Annotated in this window: 13 protein-coding genes; 1 reads left to right on the forward strand and 12 read right to left on the reverse strand. The window is 44.5% G+C overall.

Going from position 1 to position 15,637, the window contains the following annotated elements:
• Positions 1 to 12: 12 nt before the first annotated feature.
• The 7 genes from atpA to GZ78_RS20475 all read right to left on the reverse strand — a co-directional run bounded on the left by atpA (position 13) and on the right by GZ78_RS20475 (position 5,770).
• On the reverse strand, positions 13 to 1,554 hold the full coding sequence (gene atpA / locus GZ78_RS20445; RefSeq protein WP_034840203.1) for a F0F1 ATP synthase subunit alpha: 1,542 nt from the start codon (positions 1,552 to 1,554) through the stop codon (positions 13 to 15).
• Between the two features lie 23 nt (positions 1,555 to 1,577).
• Entirely contained in the window at positions 1,578 to 2,111 is a 534-nt protein-coding gene (locus tag GZ78_RS20450) for a F0F1 ATP synthase subunit delta (RefSeq protein WP_034840204.1), read from the reverse strand.
• A 12-nt stretch (positions 2,112 to 2,123) separates the two neighbouring features.
• A complete protein-coding gene (locus GZ78_RS20455) occupies positions 2,124 to 2,594 on the reverse strand; it encodes a F0F1 ATP synthase subunit B (RefSeq protein WP_034840206.1) in 471 nt (156 codons plus the stop codon).
• 190 nt (positions 2,595 to 2,784) lie between these two features.
• Positions 2,785 to 3,039 carry a F0F1 ATP synthase subunit C gene (gene atpE, locus GZ78_RS20460; RefSeq protein WP_034840208.1) on the reverse strand — a complete coding sequence of 85 codons (255 nt, stop codon included), beginning with the start codon at positions 3,037 to 3,039 and terminating at the stop codon, positions 2,785 to 2,787.
• A gap of 172 nt (positions 3,040 to 3,211) precedes the next feature.
• A complete protein-coding gene (atpB, locus tag GZ78_RS20465; protein WP_034840210.1) occupies positions 3,212 to 4,093 on the reverse strand; it encodes a F0F1 ATP synthase subunit A in 882 nt (293 codons plus the stop codon).
• Between the two features lie 54 nt (positions 4,094 to 4,147).
• Positions 4,148 to 4,543 (reverse strand): ATP synthase subunit I, encoded by a 396-nt coding sequence (locus tag GZ78_RS20470; RefSeq protein ID WP_051786410.1) that lies wholly within the window; start codon positions 4,541 to 4,543, stop codon positions 4,148 to 4,150.
• A gap of 324 nt (positions 4,544 to 4,867) precedes the next feature.
• A complete protein-coding gene (locus GZ78_RS20475; RefSeq protein ID WP_034840214.1) occupies positions 4,868 to 5,770 on the reverse strand; it encodes a LysR substrate-binding domain-containing protein in 903 nt (300 codons plus the stop codon).
• A 196-nt stretch (positions 5,771 to 5,966) separates the two neighbouring features.
• Here GZ78_RS20475 and GZ78_RS29605 point away from each other — a divergent pair, with 196 nt between their 5' ends.
• Positions 5,967 to 6,122: a hypothetical protein gene (locus GZ78_RS29605; RefSeq protein WP_161787444.1), complete on the forward strand. Its 156-nt coding sequence runs from the start codon at positions 5,967 to 5,969 to the stop codon at positions 6,120 to 6,122.
• A gap of 1,099 nt (positions 6,123 to 7,221) precedes the next feature.
• Here GZ78_RS29605 and GZ78_RS20480 read toward each other — a convergent pair.
• The 5 genes from GZ78_RS20480 to GZ78_RS20495 form a co-directional block, all read right to left on the reverse strand.
• Complete coding sequence (locus tag GZ78_RS20480; protein WP_034840215.1) at positions 7,222 to 9,153, reverse strand: hypothetical protein; 1,932 nt, start codon at positions 9,151 to 9,153, stop codon at positions 7,222 to 7,224.
• Positions 9,154 to 9,222: 69 nt separating this feature from the next.
• Positions 9,223 to 11,067 (reverse strand): DUF3604 domain-containing protein, encoded by a 1,845-nt coding sequence (locus GZ78_RS20485; protein ID WP_161787445.1) that lies wholly within the window; start codon positions 11,065 to 11,067, stop codon positions 9,223 to 9,225.
• A gap of 232 nt (positions 11,068 to 11,299) precedes the next feature.
• Positions 11,300 to 11,473, reverse strand: a complete 174-nt coding sequence (locus GZ78_RS29610; protein WP_161787446.1) for a hypothetical protein — start codon at positions 11,471 to 11,473, stop codon at positions 11,300 to 11,302.
• Between the two features lie 117 nt (positions 11,474 to 11,590).
• On the reverse strand, positions 11,591 to 13,564 hold the full coding sequence (locus tag GZ78_RS20490) for a bifunctional 2',3'-cyclic-nucleotide 2'-phosphodiesterase/3'-nucleotidase (protein WP_034840221.1): 1,974 nt from the start codon (positions 13,562 to 13,564) through the stop codon (positions 11,591 to 11,593).
• Positions 13,565 to 13,996: 432 nt separating this feature from the next.
• On the reverse strand, positions 13,997 to 15,637 hold the full coding sequence (locus GZ78_RS20495) for a phosphoethanolamine transferase (RefSeq protein WP_034840224.1): 1,641 nt from the start codon (positions 15,635 to 15,637) through the stop codon (positions 13,997 to 13,999).

The raw sequence follows: 15,637 nt of genomic DNA on the forward strand, positions 1-15,637 counted from the left end.
ACCATGAGCCTGTTACCAGGACTGGGTGGCCTTGAACTTTTCAATGGCCACTTTGATACCCTCTTCAATTTCACCGTTGTAATCTCCAGATTCATTGATGCGAGCCATCAGCTCACTGAATTCAGAGTTAACAAAGCTCAGCAGGGCAGCTTCAAAGTCCAGGATCTTGTTCAGCTCAACGCCTTCCAGGTAGCCTTTTTCAGCGGCATAGATGACAACACCCATCTCGGCAACGGACATTGGTGCGTACTGTTTCTGTTTCATCAGTTCAGTAACACGCTGACCATGCTCAAGCTGCTTACGGGTAGCTTCATCCAGATCAGAAGCAAACTGGGCAAAGGCTTGCAGCTCACGATACTGAGCCAGAGCCAGACGGATACCACCGCCCAGTTTCTTGATGATCTTGGTCTGGGCTGCACCACCTACACGGGATACAGAAATACCGGCATTCATCGCAGGACGAATACCCGCATTGAACAGATCGGTTTCCAGGAAGATCTGACCGTCAGTAATAGAAATTACGTTGGTCGGTACGAATGCAGATACGTCACCTGCCTGGGTTTCGATGATTGGCAGAGCCGTTAAAGAACCGGTCTGACCTTTCACTTCACCATTCGTCAGCTTTTCAATGTGCTCAGCGTTTACACGAGAAGCACGCTCCAGCAGACGGGAATGCAGGTAGAAAACGTCCCCTGGGTAAGCTTCACGACCTGGTGGACGACGAAGCAGCAGGGAGATTTGACGATAAGCCCAAGCCTGTTTGGTCAAATCATCGTAAACAATCAGGGCGTCTTCACCCAGATCGCGGAAGTATTCGCCCATAGAGCAACCAGCAAACGGTGCCAGGAACTGCATTGCAGCTGGGTCAGAAGCACCCGCAGCAACAATGATGGTGTGTTCCATTGCGCCGTGCTCTTCCAGCTTGCGTACTACGTTGGCAATAGAAGATTGCTTCTGACCAATCGCTACGTACACACACTTGATGCCAGTACCTTTCTGGTTGATGATCGCGTCGATGGCCAGAGCGGTTTTACCGGTCTGACGGTCACCGATGATCAGCTCACGCTGACCACGACCAACTGGAACCATTGCGTCGACGGACTTGTAACCTGTTTGAATCGGCTCGTCTACAGACTGACGAGCGATAACGCCTGGCGCTACTTTTTCGATTGGGGAGGTTTCGGTAGCTTCAACAGGACCTTTGCCGTCGATGGGGTTACCCAGCGCGTCGACAACTCGTCCCAGCAACTGCCTGCCAACAGGAACTTCAAGAATTCGACCGGTACATTGAACAGTCTGACCTTCTGCCAACTGCCCATAGTCACCTAATACAACAGCGCCGACGGAGTCTTGCTCCAGGTTCAACGCCATACCATATACACCGCCGGGGAATTTTATCATTTCCCCGTACATAACGTCCGCAAGACCGTGTATACGTACAATACCGTCAGTTACACTGACGATGGAGCCCTCATTGCGGGCTTCACTGGACACATCAAGCTGCTTTATGCGGCTCTTGATGATGTCACTGACCTCGGAAGGATTCAGTTGCATAGCTTACCTGCCAAACCTTGTAACTATGAAATCATCGCATCGGCAAGCTTAGTCAAGCGTGAGCGGACACTACCGTCGATAACGAGGTCTCCAGCTTTCACGATGACGCCACCGATCAGGTAGTTATCTACCTGTGTATGCATTCGTACTGAGCGACCAAGACGTTTTTCAACCTTCTTCGCGATCTTATCCTGCTGTTCATCCGACAGCGGGAAAGCCGAAGTAACGACTACATCCTGATAACTCTGATCTTGTGCCTTCATCTGCTCGAAGATCGCGTCGATCTGGGGAAGCAGAAAAATGCGTTTTTTATTCGTAAGGATCCGAATGTAATTCTCGACTTCAACCGTAAGGCTGCCTTCGCACAGTTTGATAAAGGCGTCTGCCTTCATGTCCCCGGTTGTGGACGGGTCTTTCAACATCCTGCCCACAGCCTCACGCCTGGACACGCTCGCACATAAAGTTAGCATCTGAGACCACTCACACAGCTGGTCATTTTCTTTTGCTAACTTAAAGGCGGCCTTGGCATAGGGACGGGCACATGTGGTTAATTCCATGGTCTATCCCCTTTAGAGTTCCGCAACCAGGTCATCAACCAGACGGCTGTTAGCAGACTCATCCAGGTTTTCACCCAAAATACGCTCAGCACCCGCTACAGCAAGAGCTGCCACCTGAGTACGCAGAACTTCACGTGCTCTGTTGGCTTCCTGCTCAATGTCAGCCTGTGCAGCAACCTTAATGCGATCAGCTTCTTCGCGGGCCTGCTCTTTAGCTTCATCAACGATCTGTGCAGAACGCTTGTTAGCCAGTTCAATGATTTCCTGCGCCTTTTCACGGGCTTCACGCAGTTCTTCAAGAACTTTTTCCTGAGCCAGTTCCAGCTCTTTCTGACCACGAGCTGCAGCGTCCAGTCCGTCAGCGATTTGTTTCTTACGGTCATTAAGGGCCTGCATGATGGGTGGCCATACATACTTCATGCAGAACCAGACAAAGACAGCAAAAGCGATTGTCTGACCAATGATAGTTGCATTGATATTCATGCGAACTCCAAATGCTCCAGTTGTTTTGTTTCAAACCCGACAGTACAGTCTTATACGACTATGAATAATCAGTGCGATTACTGAACCGGGTTTTGCTTCGGCTTTTGTTCCGACTCTGGCTACTTATAAAACACTACTCAATAAGTAACCGGCCGTACTGCAACACCTAGCCGGGCACTAAACTGCAGCTTTACTGCACCAAGGCTACGAACGGGTTAGCGAAGGTGAAGAACAGAGCGATACCCACGCCGATCATGGTTACAGCGTCAAGCAGACCAGCAACGATGAACATTTTAACCTGCAGCATTGGTACCATTTCAGGCTGACGAGCAGCACCTTCCAGGAACTTTCCGCCCAGCAGACCAAAACCAATAGCAGTACCCAGTGCACCAAAACCAATCAGTAGAGCTACTGCAACTGCGGTCAGACCAACTACCAGATCCATATTTCCTCCCGACCTATGTCGATTTTTTTAGATAAAATCAGTAAGTTTTGCTTTGATCCGGGTTGCAGTTTCTCCTTTCGACAACGCTGCAACCCAAATTTGTAAAACGCTTTTTTGATGAAGGCTGTCGTTTAATTCAGCCTTCATCTATAGCCTTTCGGCCATCAAACGATCAGTGATCTTCGTGAGCCAGACTCAGGTAAACAATGGTCAGCATCATAAAGATAAATGCCTGCAGTGTGACTACCAGAATGTGGAAAACGGCCCAACCAAAGTGCAATGGCAACTGAGCATAGCCCACCAGAGCGATCAGGATGAAGATCAGTTCACCTGCATACATGTTACCGAAGAGACGCAGAGCCAGAGAAATAGGCTTGGCAATAAGGGTAACAAATTCCAGCAGGAAGTTGATTGGAATCAGGACAGCCTGAATCATCTTGTTAGGGCTGTTAAACGGATGCAGGGTCAGCTCACCGATGAATCCGCCAATGCCTTTCACCTTGATGGAGTAGAAAATTATCAACATGAAGACAGACAGGGACAGACCCAGAGTAATGTTCGGATCCGTACTAGGTACGATCTTCATGTATGGGATACCCACGGCTGTCGCCAGACCAGGAATCCAATCTACAGGAACAAGGTCCATCAGGTTCATAAAGAAGACCCAACAGAAGATAGTCAACGCCAGAGGGGCGATCAGATCATTCTTGCCGTGGAACGTATCTTTCACGCTACCTTCGACAAACTCAACAACCATCTCAACAAGATTCTGCATACCACCAGGTATGCCTGTAGATGCTCGTTTGGCAACCATGCGGAAAATAGTGATGAACACTACACCCAGCAAAACAGACCAGAACAAACTGTCTACATGAAACGCCCAGAAGCCCATTTCTTTAGCTTCAACAGCGGTTTTAGCAAAGGTCCAGGTGTCTTCCGACAGAACACCCAACTCATTACCGTAATTATCGACACGTTCAAAACCTGCTGGCAGCTTACCGTATGTAAGGTTCTGCAGGTGGTGACCTATGTACTCAGATGCAGTAGTCGCCATGAATTTTCCCGTACACCATCATCATTGTATAAATCCTTCGTCAGCAAACCAGCTTTAGCTCTTAATGAGCAAGGGGGTCAGCCAGTTTACCGCCTGAATCAAAGCAAATGCACCGAATAACGCCAAAGGTTCGATTGACGGCATCAGTGTAAAAATCAGAACGAACGCCAGGACTGTTAACGCAAACTTCCCAGCTTCACCCTGATAAAAAGACCTGGCTATTTTCTGTGCTGCACTGGCTCCCCGATAACGAAATGCTTTCCAGACCAGAAAAGCATTGGGGATACTGCATGCCAAACCACCTGACAGAGCGGATATAGCGTAAGACTTACTCAGAGGTAACAAAAGCAACGACAGACATACTGTAGCCAACAGCTGGGCAACGACAACTCGATGCATACGAGGTTGTTGCAAATGCGGGTATTTCTCCCGACTCCCAGATCTTAACATTACATCTCTTTTTTGTTTCCACGTCCTTACAAAAGACATGGATTCCAGTACTTGGCCTGAAAACTCTCTCCAGACCTGATAAGTCTTTATCCGCCCCCCCTCAGAAACTAGCAGGGGTTTCAGCCTTTGCGGTGTGTGAAGTACGGTGAAACATCAGATGACAAAACTTCACACAGCTGAAAATCTTAGAACTTTTTTCACCCTCCGGCGCGCGCAAGTATACTAGTGACATGCACCTACGTTCAACTAATATCTTAAGGGGTAGCGCTTATACGACTGCGGAATACGAATATCACGCGGCCTCTAAACAATTACACCTAATAGTTAACTGTTTAAAGGTTTGTCATCCCAGCCCAAAATAAATTCAGAGACTTTCTTGATCACTCCGCTTCGATATTTTTTCCTGTTCAGTAACAGGTAAAAATGGCGATTCAGTGTCAAATCTGCCACACCGATTGTCGATAGCAGGCCCGCTTTTTTGGCTCGCCACACTGCCAGGTTTGAAATACAGCCAATACCCAGCCCTTCCATAACGGCCTGCTTGACCGCTTCTGCCCGATTCAGACTCATAATAACGTTGGGTGTACACAAACGAGTTGCCAACACTTCATCAAACAACTCTCGTGTACCTGAACCAGGTTCCCTGAGTATCCACTCTTCTTCTTTAAGGGCTTGAAGACCAACTGTCTTCCCGGCCATTGGATGGTCAGGATGACAGATAATCACCAACTCATCTTCACGCCAAGGAACCACTTCAATATCCGGATGCAGACAACTGCCTTCTACCACGGCGAGGTCAATCTCCATCGCCAGCAATCTTTGCTGGATGCTCCGTGTATTATCAACAGCCAGTTCAGCTCTGATATGGGGGAACTCCCTGAAAAAATCCCCCAATATACGGGGCATCAGGTTGTTACCGATGGTAGAACTCGCATGAATCTTCAGAGTTCCCTGTTCGTAGCAGCTATCTTCTATAAACTGGGTTTCAATCTCGTGGGCTCGATCAATCAGCTCAGCAGCCATTGGCAGCAATGCTCGCCCAGAGTCGTTCAATGTCATTGAGGCACCAGCGTGCCTATCAAACAAAGGTCCTAAATGTTTTTCAAGCTCGGAAAGAGCCATACTGGCAGCAGGTTGTGAAATAAACAGGGATTCTGCCGCCGCAGTGACTCTACCGGACTGGGCGACCGCCTTGAAGATTTCAAGCTGTCTCAATGTGATATGCATCTACTGCTCCGATATCAATTGCCAACTCAAAAAGGACGGAACGACCTCAGGTGGCATAAATTAAGGACAATTGAAACCAATCTCAAGAGACATAAACCAATCTTATATCTCTCGCATAGATAATTGATTTTTAATTATAAAGCTAATTTCTCATACTCCTCCCATCTCGTTAAAACATTAAGTATCAGGAGTTAGTATGAGCGAACAAAGCATCAAGACCTGGGTGGAATTGAAGAAAATGACCCCAGCCTTTAAGGAAGTACTTCGCTATAAGCACATTGTAAAGAAGACCACCTCATCTCTCGATAACCTGGAGGATTTCTGCAAAGAAGCCGACAAGGTTCTGAAATAAGCTCACCCCTTTTAGTTAACATGCTATCGAAGACCCATAAGACCTCCTTATAAGACTCTCTTGATTTATTGATTATCCAGAGGGTAAAGCGACTCCATATAATGAAATCACCATCACCAGACCAGTAAAACAAACCATCGCAAGAATCTTTTAAACCCGTACACAAAAAGATTCATGTGATGATCATTAGATCAGGAGTGGCTATGCACAGCGAATATGATGATCCAGCTGTAAGACATTGGGTCGATCTTAAAAAACAAACTTCCGTTCTTGAAAGAATTGTAAGCTGCAAACAAAAAAGGAAGCATACATCAACACTCGATAGTCTCGGAGCTTTTTTTCGAGAAGCTGATAAGCATCTAAAGTAATACCGTCTTGAAAAAGTTACCGAGTTTTGTCCACCCTCCCGACCTCATGAAGGACAAAATCCGATAGCTTTTTCCAGGCTAAATAGTGTGCGACAAGGTATTAGGCTACTTATTAGTAGCCCTTTTTTTATTATTAGCATTTTAATGTCGATAAATTCAGCCCAGCTTATAGTGTGTTTCAAAACAAAAACAGTTATACCTTTCTGTCATTTCTTTCTTCTTATAAATCCACTTAAAGGCTGATAGACAGGGCTCTTGCTCATATTAATGCAGCTGACCCATAAAGTAAGCTTATAAGAGTATGTAGTTTTATTGATTATCCAGGCAGACATTCATCTCCCTATAATCGACTCACCATCATCAGATCAGCAACAACGCCATGCACTTTACTGCTTTCTAATTCCGACAATGAAAGCTTGATAAGTGCAACAGAGATTTAGAGTCATCATTGACTCAACAATTTAAAATATTAAATATATTTGTTATTAAAAACAGAAAAAAGGTCAACTCTAAACGCTTAAAGCGTCTAAGCAGTGAAAGTGCTATCGAATGTTGTCTATTGAGACCCATCATCATTATCAAGACAAAATTCGATAGCTTTTTCTAAGCTGACCAGTGTGCGACAAGGTATTAGGCTGCCCCTGGCAGCCGTTTTTTTATCTACCCTCTTAATTACTCACTTCAAATCTGCGAACTCATTCAGAGTTAATTAGCATTTCTTATGCTTGGATTTAGATAGGCAAATACAACATCAATGCAACAAAGTTGAGAAGCAATATCTGCCATAACGTTCCAGACTGAATCATTGCGGCATCAGAAGTAGGAGTAGTTGAAGGAGTAGGCATTAAATAATGGATTTGTTCCTCATTTAATGAGCTCAGTTGAGACATCGCCAGCAGATACACAGGTTGGTTATTTGCCAGGATAGCCGCTTCTTTTAATCCTTGCAGAGACTTTCTCCTCCTGGGAAAAAACTCTGTTAACTCTCGCTGAAAATAGTCAACGGCACGATTATATTCCTCAGAGATAATGACGACAGCTGCAGTTGGCTCAGTTCCACTCGCTTGAACCGGTTGATAAGTGACTCCTGACCTTCCCATCTCCATATAAAGCTCGCCAATATATTCGAGTAATGGCTTCACTACCAAGGGAACACCATGATCCCAGTGCATATTCAGGTATTGAGACTCAACGGCCAAAACTGTTCTTAGCGCACCACTCAAATCTTGCTTGTGTCTCAGCTCTTCCGCTTTCAACTGTTCAACCATAATAGGTATGGCATCGCTGTTCATAGGAGAAAGATGGAGACTCGTATCTGTGAGCAACTGCTGTAGCTGATTTCTGAAAGTTTCCGCAACTGCATATTGCTGCTGAGTTAAAGCATTCCAGCTCTTCATGAAATAAAAAGCGGTTTTCCCCCAGCCAGACATCTGATTATCCGAAGTAGCTTGCTGGCTCAACGTCCTTAAATGAGCACTCTCTTGGGGTAGTTCCAACATCAGATAAGTTTGTTCGAAAGCCAAATAAGTTCGCATAACTCGAGTATCTGCATCGGTTGTGCCTGATTTAGCCTGAAGATTTGAAATTCTCTGGTACAGATCACTCGAATCACTCCAGGCTTCATCATAAAGACCTGCCTGCAAGAGAGCATACACACGCCATAAATGTTCATGAAAAGCGAGTGATGAATCACTCAATCTCAAATCTGTTGCTCTCCGAAGTGACTTATTCCAAGCCGACTGATTTATAGCATAGACATTCACCCAATCTCCTCTGGCAAAATAATAATGAGTGGGCATATGAGATAAATGCACAGAACTGGTGTTCTTCCCAGACTCATTCAATGACTGTAACCAAAAAGCAGATTTTTGAGCAGCAGGCATTGTTCTGGCCAGATGCGGACTTTCAGAAGCATGTGTCAGGTAATGATGTAAACCAGGATGGTTCGCCAGCTCAGTTCTCTCTAATAGAGCACTCATTTCATTAATCACTGAAATTTCCAGCGGATAATCCCTCACGCTCTGCCGGGTAGCTAAATGAGCAAGACTCCTGAAAACCAGAATTTCTGACTCAAGTTGGTCATTATCTGTAACTTGCTGATCAAGATACTGGTAGAACAGCTGAACGTTTGAGCCCGACTCAAAAGGCGGCTTGCTGCGACTGTTATCAGCATTACTGAATAATTTTTGTGCTGCCGTTATAAGTATCCGCTCTGATGTACTGAAGGTTTCTGTAGCATTGTTTTTTGCTTCATTCAGCCTGGCCAGTGTGCTGTCTCCTGCATCAAAGTCACGCGTAAACCAAAGAATCTGGTAGCTGCACATGAGCTCTCCCCAGATGGCCATGACAAAATCCTGTCCATTATGATCTTGCTGAAGATGTTGAGCATTTCTGAATGCAGCCCTGGCTTCAGGGTATTCGAAGGCATGAAGAAGCTTCAGACCTGTTATAAAAGAAGATCGGGCTGTCTCAATGACAGGTTCAGACAAGGAAAAAGAGATTTCTCCCAGATCTTTTCCTCCCTGCCAAGGGCCATATACTTGACCATTGTCGTAGCTGTAGGGCGTTGACGATCTTTTCGTGTAGACATCAGCATTTAAAGATTGACAGGAAAAGAAAAAGATAGCCAAAAGCGCAAAGTAAAAGCTCTTAAAGAGATTCATAACGATAGGGCTCCATTTCGTCAGAGCTCTATCACTATAGATCAGAATTTCACTTTGCTTTAATACCTTCTAAGAAGGGGTATACCAGATCGGGGAAGACCAGGCTCTTTCCTGAATTATGGGCTGATGATCAGGGGAACAACAACCTTCAAGACCTTCATCAATTGTTTCGGGCTTGCTGCAATCGACTTTGCTGGCACTGCAAATGTACTGGCTCCAGCGGCAGCTTGGGTTCTCAATGACCCGTGTATAGTAAAATGCACTCTGCTCAGGATTAAATTCCGGATCCTGCCATACCGTACAAAGGCTGGCGTAGCCCTCCCCCTTTCTTTCACATGTATTCAGATCAACCGAGGCTCCATTGTCAGGATTACCTGCCACCTCGAATACTTTTTCCCGGCTCTGGCCTTTATTATCAATCCAGCCTTTAATAACCTGAACACGTTGTAACGAAGTCCCAGGGCTATTTTTTGTACCCGGATCCTTCAGTGCAGAAATAGCAAAAGAGGGTGCTTTTTCACTGATAGTGAGGTCTCCCCCCATAGGAACGCCCCTTGTGTACCCCTCCTTTATAAAGTCATGGCTCTTACAAAGGTTTTCAGGGTAATCATGCCCCCCAAAGAATCGAACTGAAATTCTTGGCCCGCTGGTGCCATACGCTTCTCTGCGTTGCATTGCAGCAAACAATGACTCCCGGGTATTTTCTTCCGCCCAGAGAACAGCCAAACCACCCGGGTTAAATTCCAGAGCATCAGGTAATCCTGCTTTTACTTTATCTTTGTTGGGACTGCCCGCACCGCCATGCCCAATAAAATTATCCTCATCTGTAGCACCTGGAGCCCCCAAATGAGTATCGGTACTGGCAATCATGCCGAATTTAAAGGGGTTTTCTCCCAGCTTTTTTTCCTGCTGTAAGCCTTCAACCAAAACCTGTCGTAGAAACCCTCCATTAGACTTTGGAGCTTCTTTCATAAAACTGAACGTTCTACCGGAAAACTGGTTATAGGGAAGCTGTTCAAAATTACAAAGCTCGTCAGCATTCCCCAAAGGAGCATCCTGACTAAAGTAACACTCGGAACTGCCTTTATGCTGCATCACTTCCACAAGCTTTTCATAGGATGCCCTGAGTTTTGCATCTTCTGATGTGATCGGTGTTCCATCCTTTATTACGGTTGGGAACATCAGACCATTACTCAGGTTAGAATTATGGGGAATCGTCAAGGCGTCACAACCGGATTCATTCGAGCGACACTCTTCTTCAAGAGATTGAAACAGCTGTTCAGCGGAAGGTCCGTCGATATAACTGACTGGCAACTCAGGCACCTGACTGTTTTTGAAGATAACATTGCGATGGATGTTTTGACTGTCTGGAGCACCTGTCCACTCATAGCCAATAAACGAGGTAAATTGGCAACGGTCATTTGCACTTTCTGCAGCTGCTTGTATTTGCTGCCATGGACCTATGGCGGCCTTACGACATAGCTCACCATTTTCACCACAGAAACCCAGTCGTTTTCCTTCGGACATACCGACCAGATTAAAAAGAAAATAGCCGCCACGGGGAAAGTCCCTCAGCATCCAGCACTGCCAGGATGAATAGAGTTCACTGTCAGGATTATTACAGACACTCACCTCACCCAGAAGTTCTGCATGATCACTGACCATGGCAAAATCCAGAGGTCTGCTTAATTGCAGATACCGTAGTGCTTTTCCGTTCTCATCCCAGGGCTGAACCCCCAGCTTTTTACCACGTGCAAATTCATAAGCCTGTTCCGGAGTCGTTCGAGTATCCTGGGTACTGGCATCCAGGGAATATCGGGAGTGAATATGGGTATCACCAAAAAAAGCGGTTCGTAAAGGATTGTAATCTTCACAAACCACTGAACGATTGGAAAAAGCGGTGGATGCTGTCATACATAAAATTACAGCAAGTAGTGATCGCACATATTTAAACGACATAGGTTTATTTTTTATTGTTCTTGTGAGGCTCAGTAGATCAACTATTTAAAGCGCATGCAACAATTAGCTGCTCAAAGAGATCCAGATCAGTCTTATAGTCAGAAGAGTCACAACCCAGCGAAATATAGATGTAAAAGAAAAGTCGGGCAGATAGCGCCATCACAGACCCCAACGCACACTGCGCCAGTCAAACACTGGTATTACTAAAAAACTGCACCACTCCATGAACGGGCACAATAGCTGCTACAGGGATCAAACCTGGCATCAGCGTAATCAGTAAGACTCCTCCTACCCCAAGCACCGCAGTTACCGCCGAAGTTAAAAAAGCAGCCAGGATCAAAAGGAGGTGGGTGAATTCCATACAGCGTTCTCATAAATCAGCCATGAGTGAAAGATATTCACACACAAAAGGGACAACAAATTGTTGCCCCTTTTATACCATAGCTAAGTCGTTAACTTTAAAGGTAATAGACAGCTATCAACGACGCTTCTGAGACAGATCAATCTGGTAGACAGCAAAGCCAGCCTTATTCGTTCCAGACTTATCCATCTTATAAACGGAGTTTTTCTGAATGAACGCCTCTGCTTTTTTGCTTGGAGACGTTTCAACCACCACATTCAAGTCCACCTTGCTATCGATCGGTGCGATGCTCCAGTTGTTAGTAGCACTGGGAACAACCTGACCTTTTTCTTTGGTCGTTCGGCTGATGTAATCCGCCAGTACCTGGCGGTTTTCGTCAGGAGAAGCAAAGGCAATAAACTTCTCGCCGGTACCTGCAAAGTTGCCACCACCAAACGCACGATAATTATTGGTGGCCAGAATAAATGGTTGATCGTCTTTTACCGGTTTTCCATTCAGTGTCAGCTCAGTTATACGACGTGAGTCAGGGTTAATCAGCTGACCATCACTATTAAAACGTGCTGGCTGTGTTACATCAATCTGATACTCAACCCCTTCAACCACATCGAAATTAAAGGTACGGAAACCGTTCCAGTTGATTAAATGCTGTTGCTCAGTACTGGAAGGATCAATCTGGTTAAACTGCCCGGCAGCCATCTCCAGATAATCTTTCAGTTCTTTGCCCGTCATCTTCAAGGCAACCAGAGTATTGGGGTACAGATAAAGATCAGCAGCATTACTGAAAGTCAGGGTTCCGGCTTCTACTTCGGTATAGCCATTCGGGTCATCTTTACGACCACCGGCCTTGAAAGGGGCTGCTGCTGAAATTACAGGAATATCGTCCAGATCCGGATCGCCCTGAATAAAGCGCTTAACGTAGGCAATTTGGGCATCATTGACGATTTGAACGGTCGGATCATCCTGAACCAGAGCCAGGAAGCTGTACATACTGTCAGAAGCTTTACCAATCGGCTGGTTCACAAAATCACGAGTCCCTTTGTGCTCTGCTTTTACTGCTTTGAGTACAGCTTCGTCAGACTTGGCAAGAGACTGATTGTTAGCACGATCAAAAATTGGACGACTGACCGCCTTTCCATTTATCACTTCCCACTGACCTTGACTGTCATCCAGTACCAGATCAACCACACCCAGATGATCACCCCAGCGACCCGGCATAACAGAAGGCACACCATTAATAGTGCCTTTTTCCAGGTCCACTCCCTTCAGACTGGCAAAAGTATCACTGGGGAAGACGGCATGAGAGTGGCCAAACATGATCGCATCAATACCTTCAACTTGCGTGAGGTAATAAACCGAGTTCTCAGCCATGGTCTTGTAGGGTTCCTGACTCACACCGGAATGAGGGATAGCGATGATGACTTCAGCACCCTCTTTCTTCATCTGGGGTATCAACTCTTTTGCTGTTTCGGTGATATCTTTGGCAATCACCTTGCCTTCCAGATTCTTTTTGTCCCACTGCATAATTTGCGGAGGTACAAATCCGATGTAACCCACTTTTACTGTTTGCAGCTTACCTTCGGTATCCGTGAACTGTTGCTCTTTAATCAGATAAGGTTTGAAAAGATGCTTACCGGTTCTGGCGTCATAAATATTGGCACTGACATAAGGGAAGTTGGCACCACTGATCGCTTTGTCCAGGAAATCGAGACCATAGTTAAACTCATGGTTACCAATATTGCCGACATCATAATCCATCAGGTTCATGGCTTTATAGACGGGGTGGACATCGCCTTTTGCTAATCCTTTATCTGCCATGTAATCACCCATAGGTGACCCCTGGATCAGATCGCCATTATCCACCAGGATACTGTTTTCAACTTCAGAACGAGCCTCACGGATCAGAGTTGCAACACGAGCATAACCAAACTGATTAGTTGCCTGCCCCTTGTAGTAGTCGAAATCCATGATATTAGTGTGAATATCGGTGGTTTCGAGCACTCTCAGCTCAACAGTGGCCGCCTGCGAGAGACCGCTCAGTGAAGCTAGACCTGCAAAAACAGCTGTAAAAAGAATCGTTCTCTTCAAACGCATGGAAGACCCTGATGCTGTGGATGATATCTGGCAGCGAAGTTTATATTTGTTATCCCCATCTTAATATCAGGGTATTTCGCAAAATAACCCAATATCACGTAATCCCGAAAACCTTACCTTGAAGATAACTATGAACGATAAAAGAACCGATATTTAGAGGGGACAACCTATTTTCCAAGCCAGACGGGTTAGACTTATGCAGGGAAGCTCTACTCTCCTAGCCGGTGTTTATCGATTTAACCAAAGCAGCTGTTTAAAAAGCAGTCAAGATGAGCTCACCTCCAACCTCAACCTCCAACCTCAACCTCAACCTCCAACCTCAAGCTCCAGCTTGCTTTCGCCCGATGACTGATTTGAATTTAGTCATCGGGTTATAAGCCGTATTTCAATTCAGGTACCGCTCTGAATGATATTATTACACGACCAGACTCATTAGCGGCAAGTACTAAATAAGTCTCTTTTTGGGTCTCTGGCTTCTGTCTGAATGTCCATAATCCCTAACATTGAATCAAATATATTATCTTGGGAAAACTGGCCGTTCTCAGCTTTTTTTCTTAAACACTGCATATCAATCCCTTTTTTTTCAAAGAATCCCTCAGAAAACCATGCGAGCATAGGGACATGAGTTTGTTGCTCTGGTGCAAACTTATATGGAGTACCGTGCAAGTAGAGACCACTTTCTCCCAAAGACTCACCATGATCAGAAATAAAGAACAGAGCAACATTGTAACGATGCTCATAAGATTTAAGCTTCTTTATCGTTTCTGATAAAACATAATCTGTATATCGAATTGTGTTATCGTATGTGTTAACTATCTGTTCACTGGAGCAATTTTCTATATCACTACGATCACAAACAGGCTGAAAAAATGTCATTTCCTTGGGATAACGCTGATAGTATGTTGGTCCATGACTGCCAATTAAATGGAGAACGGCAAACTGATCTCCGTCCATATTTTTATCAATATGTTTTTCAAGCTCATTTAATAATTCCATATCATAACAAGTGCTTCCATTGCATTGATCATCAACCACATCATGATCTACTTCTATATTTTCTATGTTTCTGGCTACGCCTTTATCGCCTCCGTCATTCTCTAACCACAAAAGAGAAACACCAGCACGCTTCATGATATCTAACAAGTTATCCTGACTATTAGCACGAGACTTACTATAGTCATCTTTCTGAAGTTGTGAAAACATACAAGGTACAGAAACTGCTGTTGCGGTGCCACAAGAAGAAACATTTTTAAAGGGAATCAGGTCATACTTCTTGGTAAAAGGATTAGTAGGTCTTGAATACCCTAGCACTTCAAAGTTTTCAGCTCTGGCTGTTTCCCCCAACATGAAAACAAAGAGTGTTGGTTTTACATCCTTTTCTTTATCTTTAATATAAGCATCTAATCCAATCTCTTTATAAGCACCCGGGCGTGATAAATAGTTTTCATTAACGTATTTAAAACCACTATTTATATATTGAGTAGGTATTATCATTTTTACTAGATATGCGTTGTTTCGACCTACAGAGCTATAGTCTTTATAGCAAAAGAAGGCGATGATTAGAACACCTATTAAAGAAAAAGATAAAATTAACAACTTTGAAAAAATGAACTTTATCAGTCTATCTCCAACTGTCAGCTTGGTCTTAAAAAGAATAATCGATGGAATAATACCAATTAAAAAGATCCAAGCAATGGAGTAAAAACTGATATAAGATGTAGATTCAATTAAGTTAGTCTCCGCTACATTTTCAACCATGCCACTATCAAAATAAACACCATAATTTACTGTGCCGTATAGAACAACACTACTAGTAACTATAAGAAAAATAAAAACAGCTTTCGTAATATAAGGCCAACTTAAAAGGTTAAATAGAAAACTCAATACAAAGAAAAAGAAAAAAGGAACTGATATAAGAAATAGAAGGCTATAGCTCTCTAATCCACCCAGTATTTCCTTGATCCTAAAAAGGACTGGGAAGTTAAATACCAATGCATAATAGAGTGCAATAACAATAGCTACAGAATTATAACTGTATTTTTTTTTAAAGAAACTTTGAACAAACTCTCGCAT

The sequence above is a fragment of the Endozoicomonas numazuensis genome, assembly GCF_000722635.1.
In the GTDB taxonomy this organism is placed as follows: domain Bacteria; phylum Pseudomonadota; class Gammaproteobacteria; order Pseudomonadales; family Endozoicomonadaceae; genus Endozoicomonas_A; species Endozoicomonas_A numazuensis.

Excerpts from the sequence above, each read along its gene's own strand:
- atpA (WP_034840203.1), bottom strand. The coding sequence starts at position 1,554 with ATGCAACTGAATCCTTCCGAGGTCAGTGACATCATCAAGAGCCGCATA.
- GZ78_RS20450 (WP_034840204.1), bottom strand. The coding sequence starts at position 2,111 with ATGGAATTAACCACATGTGCCCGTCCCTATGCCAAGGCCGCCTTTAAG.
- GZ78_RS20455 (WP_034840206.1), bottom strand. The coding sequence starts at position 2,594 with ATGAATATCAATGCAACTATCATTGGTCAGACAATCGCTTTTGCTGTC.
- atpE (WP_034840208.1), bottom strand. The coding sequence starts at position 3,039 with ATGGATCTGGTAGTTGGTCTGACCGCAGTTGCAGTAGCTCTACTGATT.
- atpB (WP_034840210.1), bottom strand. The coding sequence starts at position 4,093 with ATGGCGACTACTGCATCTGAGTACATAGGTCACCACCTGCAGAACCTT.
- GZ78_RS20470 (WP_051786410.1), bottom strand. The coding sequence starts at position 4,543 with ATGTTAAGATCTGGGAGTCGGGAGAAATACCCGCATTTGCAACAACCT.
- GZ78_RS20475 (WP_034840214.1), bottom strand. The coding sequence starts at position 5,770 with ATGCATATCACATTGAGACAGCTTGAAATCTTCAAGGCGGTCGCCCAG.
- GZ78_RS29605 (WP_161787444.1), top strand. The coding sequence starts at position 5,967 with ATGAGCGAACAAAGCATCAAGACCTGGGTGGAATTGAAGAAAATGACC.
- GZ78_RS20480 (WP_034840215.1), bottom strand. The coding sequence starts at position 9,153 with ATGAATCTCTTTAAGAGCTTTTACTTTGCGCTTTTGGCTATCTTTTTC.
- GZ78_RS20485 (WP_161787445.1), bottom strand. The coding sequence starts at position 11,067 with ATGACAGCATCCACCGCTTTTTCCAATCGTTCAGTGGTTTGTGAAGAT.
- GZ78_RS29610 (WP_161787446.1), bottom strand. The coding sequence starts at position 11,473 with ATGGAATTCACCCACCTCCTTTTGATCCTGGCTGCTTTTTTAACTTCG.
- GZ78_RS20490 (WP_034840221.1), bottom strand. The coding sequence starts at position 13,564 with ATGCGTTTGAAGAGAACGATTCTTTTTACAGCTGTTTTTGCAGGTCTA.
- GZ78_RS20495 (WP_034840224.1), bottom strand. The coding sequence starts at position 15,637 with ATGCGAGAGTTTGTTCAAAGTTTCTTTAAAAAAAAATACAGTTATAAT.